We start from the raw sequence: 16,497 nt of genomic DNA on the forward strand, positions 1-16,497 counted from the left end.
TAAAACTTTTCTTTTCATAAATCTCCAACAAACACCTTGTCTACCGCAAGGTGTTTGTTTTTGCTTCTAGTTTATCGTTTCTGACAATTTAAATGTCAGATAGTTGTTTGAATGTCTACTTTATGCTAATATAACCCTAATATCATACGACCTACACTCGTTACGCACTAGAAAGTAAATTACATGATTTCATTTGAAAATGTTAGTAAATCATATGGTGATCATACCATCATTGATAATATTAGTTGCCATATTCAAAGAGGAGAATTCTTTGTCCTTGTGGGGGCCAGTGGCAGTGGTAAAACTACCATCCTCAAGATGATTAATCGTCTCATCGAACCAAGCCAAGGCGCTATTACTTTAGATGGGGAAAACATTACATCACTTGATTTGCGACAATTACGCTTAGAAACTGGTTATGTCTTGCAACAAATTGCACTTTTCCCTAATTTAACAGTTGGAGAAAATATAGAACTTATCCCTGAAATGAAGGGCTGGTCAAAAGGTGACCAAAAAAAAGCCGCTAGCGACCTTCTTGATAAGGTGGGTTTACCTGCTAAGGACTACTTTAATCGCTATCCTCATGAGCTCTCTGGTGGGGAACAACAACGCATAGGTATCCTACGAGCAATCGTTGCTAAACCTAAGGTACTACTTATGGATGAGCCATTTTCTGCTTTAGACCCTATCTCAAGACGTCAATTACAAGATATCACCAAACAATTACAGTCTGAATTGGGTATTACATTAGTGTTTGTCACCCATGACATGAAGGAAGCTATGCGTCTTGCAGATAGAATTTGTGTTATTAAGGAAGGTAAGATAGTGCAATTGGATAGACCAGAAATAATTCAAAATAATCCCTCTGACCAATTTGTTAGAACCCTATTTGAAGAGGAGAACTGAGTATGACAACACTAATCACTACCTTTCAAGAGCGTTTTGGAGATTGGACTCAAAGTCTTATTGAACACCTCCAGCTATCACTACTAACACTTATTTTAGCAACTTTAATTGCTATTCCACTCGGTATCATCATTAGTCATTATAAAAAAATCAGTCATGTTGTCCTTCAGATAACTGGGATATTTCAAACAATTCCTTCTTTAGCCTTGCTTGGTTTATTTATACCTTTTATGGGAATTGGAACTGTACCAGCTGTCGTTGCACTAATTATTTACGCTCTATTTCCAATTTTACAAAATACTGTAACAGTACTGATGCAAATTGATGCTAATCTCATTGAGGCAGCAACCGCTTTTGGAATGACACGTTGGGAAAGGCTTAAAAAGTTTGAGTTAGCTTTAAGTATGCCTGTTATCATCTCAGGCATTAGAACTGCCTCTGTTATGATTATTGGTACAGCTACATTAGCTAGTCTTATCGGAGCTGGTGGCCTTGGATCATTTATTTTGTTAGGGATTGATCGCAACAATCCTTCTCTAATTCTCATAGGGGCAATCTCTTCTGCTGTCTTAGCTATTATATTTAGTGGTTTAATTGGATTACTAGAAAAGGCTAGATTACGAACCATAGCCGTTTCTGGTATACTTTTACTAGCAGGCTTAGGACTATCCTATGCTCCAAAATGGATGCCTGGAACAAATACTGCAACGATAACTGTTGCAGGGAAGTTAGGAACTGAACCAGATATTTTAATTAATATGTACAAAGAACTTATTGAGGATCAGACAGATATCAAAGTTAAGCTTAAACCTAATTTCGGAAAAACAACTTTCTTATATCAAGCCCTAAAATCTGGTGATATTGATCTTTACCCAGAGTTTACAGGTACTATTACATCAAGTTTACTTAAAAATCCTCCTAAAGTAAGTAATAACCCTAAACAGGTTTACAACTTAGCCAAAAACGGTATTTTAAAACAAGATAAGTTGTCACTTTTGTCACCTATGGCTTATCAAAACACCTACGCTGTAGCTGTTAAAAAAGATTACGCTGAAGCTAATCAACTCAAAAATATCAGCGACCTAAAAAAATTAGATAAACTAAAAGCTGGTTTCACTTTAGAATTTAAGGATAGAGAGGATGGGAGTATTGGTTTACAGAAACATTATGGTTTAAACCTTGATATCTCAACCTTAGAACCTGCTTTACGATACCAAGCTATCAATAGTAAAGATGTCAATATTATTGACGCTTACTCTACCGATAGTGAATTAATCCAGTATCAACTTCAAATTCTCAAAGACGATAAGCATCTATTTCCGCCATATCAAGGAGCACCGCTACTAAGGCAAGATACGATTAAAAAATACCCTCAAGTAAAAAAAGCTCTCAATAAACTTGCTGGTCATATCACTGAAAAAGAAATGCAAGAAATGAACTACCAAGTAGCTGTAAAGCATAAATCAGCAGCTACAGTAGCTAAACAATATTTAAAAGCACATCATATTATAAAGTAGATTCAAGCAATCAATGGTATTAAATGATTTAAAAAGAGCATGTCGCATTGTACTGACCCCCAAAAGTTGGACAATTTATTTTAAGTGAAGGATTTAGTTCTGTATTGCACAGGACTAAGTCCTTTTAGTTTTGCTTTGATTCGCTTGTTGTTGTAGTAAAAAATGTAATCTGTGATAGCTTGCTCAAGGTCATCAAGTGATTTGTAAGACTTCTCCAAGCCATAGAACATCTCAGATTTTAGAATCCCAAAGAAAGATTCCATCATACCGTTGTCAGGACTGTTCCCCTTCCGTGACATAGAAGGACGAATGCCTTTGTCCTCCAGAAATTGATGGTAGGACTTGTGCTGGTACTGCCAGCCTTGGTCGCTGTGGAGAATGGTTTCGCTGTATGAAGCCGCAGGAAAAGCCCTCTCAAGCATGGTTTGAACCTGTTTCAAGTCAGGAGACCGAGACAGGGTAAAATCAATTATCTCACTGTTATAGCCATCAAGAACAGGCGATAGATAAAGTTTCCCTTCAGGTAAAGCAAACTCCGTCACATCGGTATAGCACTTCTCATAGGGCTTCGACCCCTCAAACTGGCGTTGAATCAGGTTATCAGCCTTCTTACCAACCTCACCTTTGTAAGAGGCATACTTGCGCTTACGACGAATACGAGCAGTCAAGCCCATACTTTTCATCAAGCCTTGCACCCTTTTGTGGTTGATGACAAAGCCACGATTTCGCAGTTCTAAATAAATCCGACGATAGCCATAGTTTCCTCTATGTTCATCATAAATGGATTGAATGTCAGATTTGATTGCTTTGTCTTTATTTGGTTTATTCAGTTTCTTTAGTTGATAATAGTAAGTTGCACGAGCTATCTTAGTTATCTCAAGTAAGAGGTCTAGTCGGAATCCTCCTGTGACCATTTCTCTAATTGTTTCTGCCGTTCGCTCTGTAAGGCTTCGTCCCTCAAGCGCAAATCCCTCAACTTTTTTAGAAAGGCATTCTCCGTTCTCAAGCGCTCATTTTCTTCCTGAAGTCGCTCGAGCTCTGTCATTTCTTCCCAAGTTTTCTTACGCTTACGTCCCATTTTACTCGGTCTCCCTCTTGTTTTCTCAACAATAGTATAACCATTTTTCTTAAATTGGGAAAGCCAATTTGTGAGTATAGAACAATTAGAGAGAGCATAATCAAGAGAAACAGAGAGTTGAGAACAACCATGAATCAAGACTTTATCTATCATTTCCTGCTTTAATTCAGGTGGATAATACTCATTTCTACCTTTTTCGACGATTTCTACACCATACCGATCCATGAGTTTTATCATGTATTTAAGATTCGAGATACGAACATCATATCGTTGACTAATCTGAGACCAGGACATCCCGATCTTTCTTAACTCGTATATTTCTAGTTTATCTTCATAACTTAATTTCATCAGAAAAGCACCCCAATCGTTAGATTTTTTGTCTAACTTTTGGGGTGCAGTTCAGCATGACATGCTCTTTTTAATTGCCAAATAAAGCTTATTTAACAATCTTAATTTTACTATCTTCCATTAATAGGGCACAAATAGCACAAATTAACCAGGACGAACGAGAACAAGAAATATAACGTTCCGACCACAATGGTGTAAACTTCTTCTTATACTTGTGTAAACCATTAAATGAGTAGAAATGACTACCGAAATGATAGACAAGATACGCCATTCTCTCTTTAGCAAAACTTGTTTCAACGCGACCAACTCCTGATAAAGGTGCCATCCCCAAATCAAAATAGTGGTATCCCTTCTCTTGATAATAAGAGAATAATGATAAAAAGAGGAAATCCATAACGCCATTCGGAATTTTCTGTTTATCGTGACGCATTAAATCAATAGAGATAATACTCTTTTCATAGTTTGGCATAATATTAGCAAAAGCAACAACTTCGTGTTCAGCATTTTTTACCAAAGCTATTGGGGCTTGTTGGAAATAATCTTTATTAAAATATCCTAGTGAGAAACCTTTTTCAGGACGTCCTTCTAACCAAGTATTAGAAATCTCTTCCAAACTATTTAGTAGCTCTTGACTATGTGGCGATTGTACAACTTCGAAATAGAAACCATCCTTTTCAACTCTATTTAGGGCATTTCTGAAAGGTTTGTACTTATTCCCTTTAAGAGTAAACGTTTCTAAATTAACTAAAGCATCCTCACCAACTTTCATAAAGTCAAAACCATACTCATGTAAAAGTAGTGTCAACTTCTGTCCAATACTGTAAAAAACAAGGTCATAGTCTAGCTTATCAGCATCATCAATAAACGATTCAATAGCTTCACGAATATAAGTGTCATCACCGGCTGGTTCCCCCATAATAAGACATTTATTATTGACAATTACAAATTGGAACGCAACGCAATCTTCTCCATTTTTTTGGTACCAGTAGAGCCTTTTATCATTTAAAAAGGCTAAACCGCTATCCGAAGAACCACCGTAAGCTTGAAGTAGTTTTTTATAACGATCCACATTGAACACATCACCAATCTGACAAGATTTTCCTTGTAAAATCTTAACCAAACATAAATAAACGAGAGTAAGAATCAACGTAGCCAATGCTATCGGCTCCCATGCTATGATATAATGCAGGCGTTCAATACTACCACCTGTAATATGAGCCCTGATAGGGAATAGTAGTCCTGCAATATAAAATAGAACTCCCATTAAACTAACGATAATGATTCCATCCTTAATACGCTCTTCCCAGCTATAAATAAATTGTTTTTTATAGAGAGTTGGCTTAATGACTAATAAGCCTAACAATAGTAAAATAAACCAGAAAGATAGTCGCCAACTAATATGACCTAAATTAAGATAAAACAATGTCAAAGTAATCCAGATAATAGCAATTGGAAAAGCATTTTTCACTTTTTGATCAATAGTTCTAGCTAAGAGAATAAAACAAACCCCCAGCAATAAACCTGGAAACTGCCATAACATTTGTTCTTGTAATGGGTCCAAGCCTAGCTTCTGCAACCACATAATATAAGTAATATTTTCAAAAAATGCTGTTGAAAATATTAAGAATGCACCTAAAATACGCATCAAATGGCTCACCATGGTTTGTAGAACAGTTGATACTAACTCTTTCGGGACATTTTCATAACGTTGATTTATTTGACTACCTAAATAATGGATAAAGAAATAGATACCTGCAAAGAATGGAATAATATAGTAGGCTAAACGATAAAGTAATAACCATGCAACCACAGTTTCTTTAGGTAGTCCCTCGGCAGCAAACCCTGTAAATAGAACTAATTCAAAACTTCCTAATCCACCGGGAATAAGGGATACAATCCCGACGGCACAACCAATACAAAATAGTGGTAAAATTTTATAAACTGGTAGATGAATGCCCATTAAATAACCGATAATTATAAATGCTGCGGCCGCACATCCCCATTCAAAAAAAGAAACAACACCTAATTTTATACGAGTACTAGATGGCATATCTCCGAAATAATGGCTTCCTTTATGACCAGAAATCCAATAAATAACAGGAAAATACATACTAGCACCAATTAATACCAAATAATAGTAATCAACACTAGCTTTGGCATGAAAAATATGGCTCATGATTAAGGCAATCACACTAATAAATGACAGACCAGAAATAAGATAGGGTAAAAAACGAGTCACTTCTCTTAGGTCACTCTTCTCTTGACCTTTTTTACCATAAAAAGCCATGCGCAACCCAATATCGATTAAGCCACCGAATCCTGACAAGTTATTAAAAGTGTTGATACACCAACTAGTCTGTAAAATATACCTTTTGCTTTTATCTGTACGTAAAAGTCCATTCAGTACAAAGTCATATCCGGTTGTCGGTAAGACAGCGATAACCCCCACAAGGATAATTAAGAAAAGATTCATTGGAGATAATTGCCCAAAAACACTCTTTAGTTGCTCAACAGAAATAGTTCGTTTCAAATGAATCATTTCAACAATAATAAGCACTAAAACAGATATAAAAAATACAATTTTAATCACAGAAGTCAGTGATTTGACTTTTTCAATTAGCTTTTTCAACAATTTCTCCTTTCAACGTATCGTTGATAAACTTTTTTGCAATAATATTAAAAACATGGGAATCTTGCTTAATAATGTGATGCCCAAAGCCAACTAAAGAATAAAACTCCCCCCTTGGAAAATAAGAAGCAAGTTTCTTAGAATGATTTAACTTAATTATGTCCTTATTTCCAACCAAAACCATTACAGGAGTTGACACATGCTGTAAATCAGCTGGACTAATCTTCAAATCCTCCAACATAAGCGAAATAACTTGAGCTTTTTGCCTCATATACGGAAAGAGTTTCCCTAAATAGTGAAGGAATTTATAGGCAATCCTTACTAAAAGAATATCCCACCATCGCTGACCATGAATAGTCAGGTTCCCTGAATTAAGCAAAAGCCCTCTAACCATACCTGGAAACATCGTTTGAAAAACTAAAGCTAAATTGGCACCATCGCTATGGCCTACCAATATAACTTTATCAATCTCTAAATGAACTAAGATATCCTTTAAGTCAACTGCTATTTGCCTGAAACTAATGGTATTTAGCTTTGCATGACTTTTGCCATGCCCTCTACTATCCATAACAATAACTTGGTAATACTTAGAAAAATATGCTATTTGCTTATCAAAATAGCGACTACTTAAGCTATTGCCATGTAAAAAAACAATCGGTTGACCTTGACCAACGACACGATAATAAATATCTGAACCATCTTTAGTATGTAACCAGTTCTCAGTCATAATCAAAGTCACCTCTCTTTGAATTCGTAGTTATATTATACTATTTTTAAAGACAAATTACTTAAACTACCTGTATTATGAGAAAAAAATGATTACTAAAAGCCGTTCAACTAAATCGAACGGCTAAGTAGTATTAAAATAAGAATGTTAAAAGAGCTAATATAGGTAAACCACCCTGTTTTAATAAGATTTTTTTATCAACTGTCAAAGCACCATAAATAGCAACTAGCAATACATTGATTAAAAAAACAGCTACAATTTCTTGATTCTGTGAAATATATAACCCATAAAGGAGGAATAGGCCAATCAAGCCGTTGTATACACCTTGATTCTTAAAAAGTTTAATAACGGGTAAATATGACAACTCTTCTTTAGACATACTAAAAATCTTCCCAGTCATATTTGACTGGGTGGCTAACGTCTCCAAATACATAATATAAAAATGTTCCAAAGCAGTTAATGTTGCAATAATTATTGTTAAAGTAGACATATCTTCTCCTCCTAAATACTTTGACATACCATATCATACTGTTAGTCTATCACTAGATACTTTCTATTAATCTTCTTGTTTACGATAAATAAGAAGAGCAAGTATCATCGATGATACTAAAAAGATTACTAGCATTCTCCATTGATGGTTAACGTCTCCCGTCAACGAGATGGTCTCTCTTAATCCTGAAACAGAGTAAGTCATCGGTAAAAATGGTTGAATTGTTTGAAAGAACTTAGGACTCAATTCTATTGGGTAAGTTCCTGCGCTTGAACCAAGCTGGAATAATAATATTAATAACGACAAGAAGGAACCATACCTATTATCCCATCCCACTAAAGCAGTTACTAATGCCATCAAAGTCCATGCTGTCAATAGGATAATAAAGTAGGTTTTTCCAGGGTAATCTGGTTTAAGACCTATGAATTGAACTGCAAAAAATAAGATAGTTGCTGCTAGAGTTGCAATGAATCCATTGATTAATAATTTATTTTTAGCCCAACTAAAACGATTAGCTGGCTCTTTGCCAGATAAAGCTTTCGCAAAAATAACATTGGCTGATAAAGCTACCACCATCAACGCAACTGAAATCATGTATGGTGCCATTCCAACACCATTCGTATCAACGCTATCATAATCTTCATGCTTGATAGTGACTGGGCTAGATACTGCATTGGCATTATCTTTATTTACAGAAACCATGGACAACTGGTCCCCAGCTTTCCCCAAAGAACTTGATAATTGAGAAACACCACCTGACAACTCTGTCAACCCATCTGTCAACTGATGTCCTCCCCCAGCAAGCTTATTAGAACCATCTGCAATTCTATCAGAACCACTAGCTAATTGCCCCGCTCCGTCTCTCAATTGATCCGATTTACTATCTAAAGTTTGAGCTCCCTGACTTGCTTTTTGTGTTCCTGAAATCAATTGATTGGATTTACTATCTAAAGTTACTGCACCTTTGCGTAATTTCCCTACAGCATTCGTATAATCCGTGATTCCTTTTGTCAAGGTTTGACTACCTTGATATAACTGCTTAGTAGCCGTTGGCAATTTTTGAATTTTATCTAAATCTGAGATAGCTTTTAATACTAAATTGTTAGCTGTTCCTGACAAAGTTTGAAGATTTTGTGATCCATTATTAGAAGGGGCTGAACTAGATGCTTCACTAAGCACAGTTTTCATATTTTCTATATTTGAAGAAATATTTGCTGCAATTGTCTCAGCTGAAGTAGGTGTTCCAGTAACCGCTGAGGTGATTTGAGATTGTTGTTCAGGGGTTAAACTTTTAAAAGCTGACGTTGATTGTACCGCAGTCATTTGCTTTTGTTTATCAGCAGCAGCCGTATTCATCAAAGCCTTTGTACTTGATTCAATAGTTGATAAAAAATTAAATAACTTACTATTAGTATCGCTATCAGTAGTTGCTGTCGATTGTAAATTTGTAATAATCTGATTTAGATTCTTTAATCCATCTGAAAGGTTCTGCAAAGTACGTTCTTGCTCTGGTTTTAGTTGAGTTGCTTGTGACAATTGTTGTAAACCATCCGTCAACTTTTCTGATCCTTCCACCAATGCTTGAGACTTATCATCTAATTTTTGACTACCTTCACTCAACTTATGCACACCTGTTGTGTAAGCAGTAACACCATCTGATAATGTTTCTAACCCGTTAGATAGGGTCCCCACACCATCTGTATAAAGGTTTATTCCACTATTTAGTTTATTAGCTCCTCCAGAAAAAGTTTGACTAGAGCTTGCTAAAACATCTAAATTACTTGTCAAGGTTTGGCTCCCATCCTGTAGCTTATTAGAACCATTTAATAATTCTTGACTCCCATCAGCAGCTTTATTGATACCTGTTTTCATAGAACCCATATTTTTAAAAACTGATTCAGTATAAGTCCCTGTAATAGATTCTGCTACCTCATCTTTTAGTTTATTAGCTGCTGTCTCACTCATTTTTGAAGCTACAAAACTACGCCCCTTAGTAGTTTTATAAGTAATATTTAACCTTTCTGGTTTTTCTGTCATGAGAGTTGTCGCTTTTCTAGAAAGATCTTTAGGAAAGGTAATAACCATATAATAGTGACCCTTTTCTAATTCTTTTTCTGCTCTTTTAGCTGTTGTAAAATGGAAATCTAAGCTATCATTTTTAGACAAATTGTCCTCCATATCTTTGCCAATTGAAATAGTTTTTCCATTTAATTTAGCCGATTTATCTTGGTTAACGACTGCCACAGGTAAATTTTTAGTATTCCCATAAGGATCCCACATTGAGCTTAGAAAGATAACATTATATAGCGTTGGAATCAGTGCAACCCCAGCCATCGTAATCCATAATTTTGGGCTTTTTATGATTGCTTTTAATTCGTCTAACATTTTTTCTCCTATTTTGGACATATTGTTCATTTTTTTGATAAAATATATTATACAGTGATGATAGATAATTTCAAGATAAAAATCTCGTTTTTGGACACTGTGTTTAAAAATGTACAAAAATATTAAGGGGTAATTAATATGGTAAACGATACGAGGAGAGAAAAAACAAAAAGAGCTATTGAAGCAGCTATGATTACGTTATTAAAAGATCAGAGCTTCGATGAAATTTCAACGATTAATCTAACTAAAACAGCTGGAATCAGTCGTTCTAGTTTTTATACTCATTATAAAGATAAATATGAAATGATTGATCAATACCAACAGTCACTCTTCAATAAAGTCGAATATATTTTTGATCGCAATCAATTTAAAAAAGAAGATGCCTTGCTCGAAATTTTTCAATTCTTAGATAGAGAATCATTATTTGCTGCTCTCTTAACCCAAAATGGAACAAAAGAAATTCAGACCTACATCCTTAATAAATTACAATTAATGCTTTCTAAAGAATTACCTGTGGTCAATCCAGATGCAACAAAGTCTGATATCAACCGTTTGTATTATAGTGTCTATCTCAGTCATGCTATTTTTGGAGTCTATCAAATGTGGATAACACGAGGAAAAAAAGAAAGCCCTCAACAAATTACACAAGTGCTACTCAGTTTATTACCTCAAACTTAAAACCAGCCTTCCTTATAGGCTGGTCATTTTTAGTTAGGTTTATTTTATCCTCATTATAGGATAACAACACTAATAAGGACTGACATTATAAATGACGATACATTTGAGAAGACATATCTAAAAATTGGCCTACAAGCTCGTTATGTTCTCCTATAAAATCAAAGAGCTGATCCTCACTCAGTACACCGCATTTGAGATTATTTTCTGTTTGTTCTGATAGTCTAAACCAGTCTTCGCTACCATAAAATTCTCTTAATTTCACGTAATCTTCATAGTGCTTTTGAAAATCATCTATAGCTTCTACTAATGCATTGATTCTAGGTTTGAAGCTATCATACTTCTCTTCCATTTCTTCTATTTTTAATCTATCATTTAGATTCATAATAAAATCTCCTTAGTTATATAAGATTCGACGAGATAAGTTATCATTCTCAAGTATTTGTAACGTTAACTCTACTATATCCTTTTTACAAAGTAAAAAATTACTCATTACAAACTGACAGTGTTGATTTTTATTCTAATGTTAGTTTAAAATCTTTTTGGTTCATTAAATATAATGACTCACTAAAAAGTATATAGCAAAAAAAGCCTATAAAATAGGCTTTTAAAGTATGTAATGTAATAATTAAAGCATTTTGTTGTAGAATTCAACGACAAGTGCTTCATTGATTTCTGGGTTAATTTCATCGCGTTCTGGAAGGCGAGTCAATGAACCTTCAAGTTTTTCAGCATCAAATGATACGAAAGCTGGACGTCCTAAAGTAGCTTCAACAGCTTCAAGGATTGCAGGTACTTTCATTGATTTTTCACGAACTGAAATAACTTGTCCTGGAGTAACGCGGTATGATGGGATATCAACACGTTTACCATCAACAAGGATATGACCATGGTTAACAAATTGACGAGCTTGGCGACGAGTTGTTGCAAGTCCTAAACGATAAACAACGTTATCAAGACGACGCTCTAAAAGAACCATAAAGTTGAAACCAAGAGTTCCTTCTTTTGCTTTAGTAGCTTGTACGAACAAGTTACGGAATTGTTTTTCACCAAGTCCGTATGAAAAACGAAGTTTTTGTTTCTCAGCTAACTGCAAGCCATATTCTGAAAGCTTGCTACGGTTATTAGGACCGTGCTGACCAGGTACGTAGTTACGACGTGCCAATTCTTTACCTGTGCCTGTAAGTGATAAACCAAGGCGACGTGATTGTTTCCATGATGGACCAGTATAACGTGACATCTAAATGTCCTCCTCTAAAATAATTGAGGAAATAACGATTTAAAAAATCCTGATTCGTGCAGGGGATTTTCGCCTAAACAGCAAAGGGTACTAGATTAGTTAACCACCTGTTGACGAGCTTCATATTTTTCTGCTGTTATTTCACACAAGCTATATTATATCATGAAAATAATATTGAATCAAGTTTTTATGTCTCTTAAACCTTAAATACAAATAGACATCTAATAAGTATTTCCAATTATAATAAGAAAGATTCTTAATTCTAACCACCAATAGAGAATTAGTAAATTTTTTTATAGAAACAAAAAACCTCAGTCGAGGTTTTCATACTATTCTGCTGACTCGTCATCAAAATAACGAATTAAAGTTTTCTCAGTTAAAATATCTGAATAAGTGTAAGACTCTACATAAGTATTATCAATTGCTCCTGGTACAGCTGCAGTATCCTTATACTCTACGATAAACAAAGATGGGTAAACTTCAATTAGGCGCCCAATTTTATTTTTTTCCCTCTTACGACCATTTTCGAGAGTAAGTTCGACCATCTGTCCCTCATGTGACTTGATATCTTCTTTTATTTTTTTCATTTTTGCAACATCTGCAAATGCATCACTCATATTAACATCTCCTATTCTTCAAATTGAGCTATACTAGAAAATTTATTATATTCCTTTTGAAACATTAATTTTACTGTCCCACGCGCACCAGCACGGTTCTTTTCTAAAATAACCTCAACAGTATTATCTTCTACAATTTCCTCTGCTTCTTCGCCCTCTCTACGATAATAATCATCTCGATATAAGAAAGCAACAATGTCAGCATCTTGTTCAATCGATCCAGATTCACGAATATCAGATAAGACCGGTCGTTTATCCTGCCTTTGCTCAACCCCACGAGAGAGCTGGCTTAATGCGATAACAGGAACCTTTAATTCTTTAGCTAAAATCTTCAACTGCCTTGAAATTTCAGAAACTTCTTGCTGACGATTTTCTGGTCTAGTTCCTGAAATTAATTGGAGGTAGTCAATGACGATTAAACCTAAACCATCATCAACTTCTTGAGATAACTTCCTAGAGCGTGCTCTAATTTCTGTAATTTTAATCCCGGGCGTATCATCAATATAAATTGGCGCATCCGCCAAAGCTCCTTGAGCAATCGTTACATTATTCCAATCTTGATCCGTCAACTGACCAGTTCGTAAACTATGAGAATCAACCATTCCCTCTGCTGCCAACATACGGTCAACTAAACTCTCAGCCCCCATTTCAAGTGAAAAAATAGCTACAGGTCTATTTTGTTTAGTTCCAACATTTTGAGCAATATTTAAAACAAAGGCTGTTTTACCTACTGCAGGACGGGCCGCTAAGATGATTAATTGATCTGGATGTAAACCTGTAGTAATCCTGTCTAAATCTCTAAATCCAGTTGGTAAACCTGTGACATCTGAGGTTTGCTGTGAACGTAATTCTAAGTTTTCGTAATTAACTTTTAAAACATCAGATATCTTTCTAAACCCGCTACGATTACTGTGTTCGTTAATATCAACTAAAGCCTTCTCAGCGGTGGCAATAATTTCATCAGAATCATTTCCTTCATAGGCCATGTTGACAGTATCTGTCAACTTAGAAATGATATCTCGCAACATGGCTTTCTCAGAAACTATTTTGGCATAAAACTCCGCATTAGCACTTGTTGGAACACTATTAACTAATTCAACAATATAGCCCAACCCACCAATGTTTTGAAGATCACCTTGGTCATCTAAAATATTTCTAACAGTAGCAGCATCAATTGCATCATTTCTATCAGCTAAGGTAATCATCGCTCTGAAGATAACTTTGTGTGAATATTTATAAAAATCATCTGGACTTATAAATTCTCTCACCATAATCAGTTTCTCTGGTGAGATAAAGATAGATCCTAGAACGGCCTGTTCTGCCAACAGGTCTTGAGGTTGTACTCTTAGCTCAGATACTTCTACCAAACTTCATTCCTCCTGACTTGTCAACCTTTATCATCTCTCAGTTTACGCTTCTTTGATATCAAGCTTAATCTGTGAAGAAACCTGTTTATGTAATTTTACTGGTACTTCAACCTTACCAATCGCTCTAATAGTATGATCTAAATCAATATGACGTTTGTCAATTTTAATGCCGTATTGTTTTTGTAACTCTTCAGCAATCTTTTTGGCTGTGATAGAACCAAACGTACGACCATCTGGACCTACCTTTTCAATAAATTGCACTCGGGTAGTTTCGGATTCTAATTGTGTTTTCAGCTCCTTTGCCTGTGCTAAAATTTCTGCTTGTGCTTTTTCTTCGGACTTTTGTTTTCCTTTTAATTCACCGATAGCTTGTGTCGTTGCTTCTTTAGCTAGATTCTTTTTTAATAAGAAGTTTTGAGCATAACCAGTAGGTACTTCCTTAACCTCACCTTTTTTTCCTTTCCCCTTAACATCTTGTAAAAAAATAACTTTCATCTCAATTAATCCCTTCTATTTTCGACTGTACTATTTTCTCTTAAATCTTCGTCAATTATTTCCAGTAACATACGTCTAACTTGCTTTACAGACTTGTCTTGTATTTGACAAGCAGCAAAACTAAAATGTCCGCCACCACCAAGTTTTTCCATAATACGCTGGACATTGATATTATTTCTACTGCGCGCTGAAATACCAATATTTGAACTGTTTTTAGTAATAACAAAAGTAGCCTCAATACCTGCCATTGTCAACATGGTGTCAGCTGCTTTACTAGCTATAACATGCGAGTAAACTTTATGTTCTTCTCCGGTAGCAACAATGATGTTATCATAAATACGCTCACCTTTTAAAATCAATTCATTAATTAAACGATATTCATCAAAATCTGTAGCTGATATTTTTTGAATAGCCATACTATTACTACCTAAACCGCGTAAATAGCTTGCCACATCAAAAGTTCTACTCGTTACATTAGATGCAAAATTTCTTGTATCAAGCATGATACCAGCCATTAAAATACTTGCTTGACTGCGGCTTAATTTATCTTTAGCTTGTTGAAATTGAATCAATTCTGTAACTAATTCGCTGGCACTACTTGCGCCACTTTCTATAAATGAAAGAACAGCATTTTTTGGAAAATCTTCATCTCTTCTATGATGATCTACCACAATAACATCTGCAAACTTGTTAAAGAATTCCTTAGATAAGGTTAAAGCTGTTTTAGAATGGTCTACCATGACTAATAAAGAATTTTGAGTAATTAATTCAAAAGCTCTCTCAACACTTACGAGACGTGTTTCGCCGTCTTCTTGCAAGTAATCAATTGCTCTTTCAATATCAGAATTCATGTCATTTGGGTCATAAACTACATAACTGGCATTAACAATATTACTAGCAAAAAATTGCATCCCTACAGATGCACCTAGTGCATCCATGTCCAATTTCCTGTGTCCCACAATAAAGACACTATCAACTACTTTCAAACGGTCAGAAATAGCAGTCATCATAGCTCTGGTACGTGTTCGTGAACGTTTAATAGTTGAAACAGCACCACCACCAAAGTAAAGTGCTTTTTTACTACTATCATTTTCACGTACTACTATTTGATCTCCTCCGCGAACGAGTGCTGTATTAAGATTTTCTAAAGCAATTTGCCCAATTTGATTATGGTTACCATCACCATAAGAAATTCCCATACTTAATGTTAATGATAAATGGTTTTCCTGAGCGCGTTTTCGAAACTCATTTAAAATATCAAATTTATCTTTTATCAATGTATTTAAAACGCTATAGTCGGTAAAAATATAGTATCGATCCATATTGACACGACGATAAAAAATATTTTTATACTGTGTAAAATCAGAAATAAAACTAGTCACGAAGGCGTTAATCTTTGACATATCAGCCTCTAACATAGTATCCATAATATCATCGTAGTTATCAATGGAAATAATACCAATAACTGGACGTAGCATTGAACTATCATAGTTTCTTCTATTCCCCATGAAATTATCGAAGAAATAGAAAACACCCGTCTCTGTATCCAAATAAGCTGAATATTTGTTATCACCGTATTCAAATGATTGCCCAGCCGTTCCATTACGTCTACTAGTAATGATATCTTTAACAGTAGCAGACTGAAAATGACCATTATCCCCAGTAAAAATCAATTCTGCATAAGGGTTAAACCACTCAATATCATTTGTTTCAAGATCAAATTGTATAACACCAACTGGCATTTGTTCAAGAAGACTCTTAAGAGAAACTTCTGTTTGATCATTAAGTAATTCAATTTGTTCAACTTCAGATAGTTCATAAGTTATCTTTTGGTAATATAATAAGGCAACAACAAAAGATAAAGCAACAAAAATAGCCAATAATAGAGCCGTATAGGATTGAAATAACCTAACACAAATAGCTAATAGTCCAAATAAAATCAGGCCTATTAAAACTAAATGGACGGTTGCAAAACGAAATCTTTTCATTAAATAACCTCTTAAGACCTAATTATAACACAAAA

At 35.0% G+C, this 16,497-nt stretch carries 14 protein-coding genes; 3 read left to right on the top strand and 11 right to left on the bottom strand.

What is annotated here, in order from left to right; genetic code table 11:
• Nucleotides 1-183: 183 nt before the first annotated feature.
• Together EGX96_RS04710 and EGX96_RS04715 are read left to right on the top strand one after the other, a co-directional pair.
• On the top strand, nt 184-906 hold the full coding sequence (locus tag EGX96_RS04710; RefSeq protein ID WP_000622721.1) for an ABC transporter ATP-binding protein: 723 nt from the start codon (nt 184-186) through the stop codon (nt 904-906).
• A gap of 2 nt (nt 907-908) precedes the next feature.
• Nucleotides 909-2,423, top strand: a complete 1,515-nt coding sequence (locus EGX96_RS04715; RefSeq protein ID WP_000209288.1) for an ABC transporter permease/substrate-binding protein — start codon at nt 909-911, stop codon at nt 2,421-2,423.
• Nucleotides 2,424-2,503: 80 nt separating this feature from the next.
• Here the strand turns inward: EGX96_RS04715 and EGX96_RS04720 are convergent.
• From EGX96_RS04720 to EGX96_RS04745, 5 genes are all read right to left on the bottom strand, one after another.
• Nucleotides 2,504-3,849 (bottom strand): IS3-like element IS861 family transposase gene (locus tag EGX96_RS04720; RefSeq protein WP_165727796.1). Its coding sequence is split into 2 segments (ribosomal slippage): nt 2,504-3,393 and nt 3,393-3,849, totalling 1,347 coding nucleotides; the frame shifts between segments, so codons are not numbered across the junction.
• 88 nt (nt 3,850-3,937) lie between these two features.
• The gene (mprF, locus tag EGX96_RS04730; protein WP_000733242.1) at nt 3,938-6,478 is read right to left on the bottom strand and encodes a bifunctional lysylphosphatidylglycerol flippase/synthetase MprF; all 2,541 of its coding nucleotides are present in this window, start codon (nt 6,476-6,478) and stop codon (nt 3,938-3,940) included.
• Nucleotides 6,462-7,205, bottom strand: a complete 744-nt coding sequence (locus EGX96_RS04735; RefSeq protein WP_000138570.1) for an alpha/beta fold hydrolase — start codon at nt 7,203-7,205, stop codon at nt 6,462-6,464. Before EGX96_RS04735 ends, mprF begins: the two co-directional genes overlap by 17 nt.
• Nucleotides 7,206-7,338: 133 nt before the next feature.
• Nucleotides 7,339-7,695, bottom strand: a complete 357-nt coding sequence (locus EGX96_RS04740; RefSeq protein ID WP_000105939.1) for a DUF1304 domain-containing protein — start codon at nt 7,693-7,695, stop codon at nt 7,339-7,341.
• 66 nt (nt 7,696-7,761) lie between these two features.
• The gene (locus EGX96_RS04745; protein ID WP_123957821.1) at nt 7,762-10,080 is read right to left on the bottom strand and encodes a YhgE/Pip domain-containing protein; all 2,319 of its coding nucleotides are present in this window, start codon (nt 10,078-10,080) and stop codon (nt 7,762-7,764) included.
• Nucleotides 10,081-10,218: 138 nt separating this feature from the next.
• On the opposite strand from EGX96_RS04745, the gene EGX96_RS04750 reads away from it, so the two are divergent.
• Nucleotides 10,219-10,758, top strand: coding sequence for a TetR/AcrR family transcriptional regulator (locus EGX96_RS04750; protein ID WP_000245860.1), 540 nt, complete (start codon nt 10,219-10,221; stop codon nt 10,756-10,758).
• A gap of 85 nt (nt 10,759-10,843) precedes the next feature.
• Here EGX96_RS04750 and EGX96_RS04755 read toward each other — a convergent pair whose 3' ends face one another.
• The 6 genes from EGX96_RS04755 to EGX96_RS04780 form a co-directional block, all read right to left on the bottom strand.
• A complete protein-coding gene (locus tag EGX96_RS04755; RefSeq protein WP_001052251.1) occupies nt 10,844-11,140 on the bottom strand; it encodes a DUF4298 domain-containing protein in 297 nt (98 codons plus the stop codon).
• Nucleotides 11,141-11,383: 243 nt separating this feature from the next.
• Nucleotides 11,384-11,995 (bottom strand): 30S ribosomal protein S4, encoded by a 612-nt coding sequence (rpsD, locus tag EGX96_RS04760; RefSeq protein WP_000092759.1) that lies wholly within the window; start codon nt 11,993-11,995, stop codon nt 11,384-11,386.
• A 329-nt stretch (nt 11,996-12,324) separates the two neighbouring features.
• The gene (locus tag EGX96_RS04765) at nt 12,325-12,612 is read right to left on the bottom strand and encodes a Veg family protein (protein ID WP_001278152.1); all 288 of its coding nucleotides are present in this window, start codon (nt 12,610-12,612) and stop codon (nt 12,325-12,327) included.
• 11 nt (nt 12,613-12,623) lie between these two features.
• On the bottom strand, nt 12,624-13,979 hold the full coding sequence (gene dnaB / locus EGX96_RS04770; protein ID WP_000230635.1) for a replicative DNA helicase: 1,356 nt from the start codon (nt 13,977-13,979) through the stop codon (nt 12,624-12,626).
• Nucleotides 13,980-14,021: 42 nt separating this feature from the next.
• A complete protein-coding gene (gene rplI / locus EGX96_RS04775; protein WP_000864242.1) occupies nt 14,022-14,474 on the bottom strand; it encodes a 50S ribosomal protein L9 in 453 nt (150 codons plus the stop codon).
• A gap of 5 nt (nt 14,475-14,479) precedes the next feature.
• Nucleotides 14,480-16,462 (bottom strand): DHH family phosphoesterase, encoded by a 1,983-nt coding sequence (locus EGX96_RS04780; protein WP_123957822.1) that lies wholly within the window; start codon nt 16,460-16,462, stop codon nt 14,480-14,482.
• Between the last annotated feature and the right edge of the window lie 35 nt (nt 16,463-16,497).

This window comes from Streptococcus sp. FDAARGOS_520 (genome assembly GCF_003812685.1).
GTDB classification, from domain to species: Bacteria; Bacillota; Bacilli; order Lactobacillales; family Streptococcaceae; genus Streptococcus; species Streptococcus agalactiae.

Coding starts and splice junctions, on each gene's coding strand:
- rpsD (WP_000092759.1), bottom strand. CDS start 11,995: ATGTCACGTTATACTGGTCCATCATGGAAACAATCACGTCGCCTTGGT.
- EGX96_RS04780 (WP_123957822.1), bottom strand. CDS start 16,462: ATGAAAAGATTTCGTTTTGCAACCGTCCATTTAGTTTTAATAGGCCTG.
- EGX96_RS04745 (WP_123957821.1), bottom strand. CDS start 10,080: ATGTTAGACGAATTAAAAGCAATCATAAAAAGCCCAAAATTATGGATT.
- EGX96_RS04755 (WP_001052251.1), bottom strand. CDS start 11,140: ATGAATCTAAATGATAGATTAAAAATAGAAGAAATGGAAGAGAAGTAT.
- rplI (WP_000864242.1), bottom strand. CDS start 14,474: ATGAAAGTTATTTTTTTACAAGATGTTAAGGGGAAAGGAAAAAAAGGT.
- EGX96_RS04735 (WP_000138570.1), bottom strand. CDS start 7,205: ATGACTGAGAACTGGTTACATACTAAAGATGGTTCAGATATTTATTAT.
- EGX96_RS04750 (WP_000245860.1), top strand. CDS start 10,219: ATGGTAAACGATACGAGGAGAGAAAAAACAAAAAGAGCTATTGAAGCA.
- EGX96_RS04715 (WP_000209288.1), top strand. CDS start 909: ATGACAACACTAATCACTACCTTTCAAGAGCGTTTTGGAGATTGGACT.
- EGX96_RS04740 (WP_000105939.1), bottom strand. CDS start 7,695: ATGTCTACTTTAACAATAATTATTGCAACATTAACTGCTTTGGAACAT.
- EGX96_RS04765 (WP_001278152.1), bottom strand. CDS start 12,612: ATGAGTGATGCATTTGCAGATGTTGCAAAAATGAAAAAAATAAAAGAA.
- EGX96_RS04710 (WP_000622721.1), top strand. CDS start 184: ATGATTTCATTTGAAAATGTTAGTAAATCATATGGTGATCATACCATC.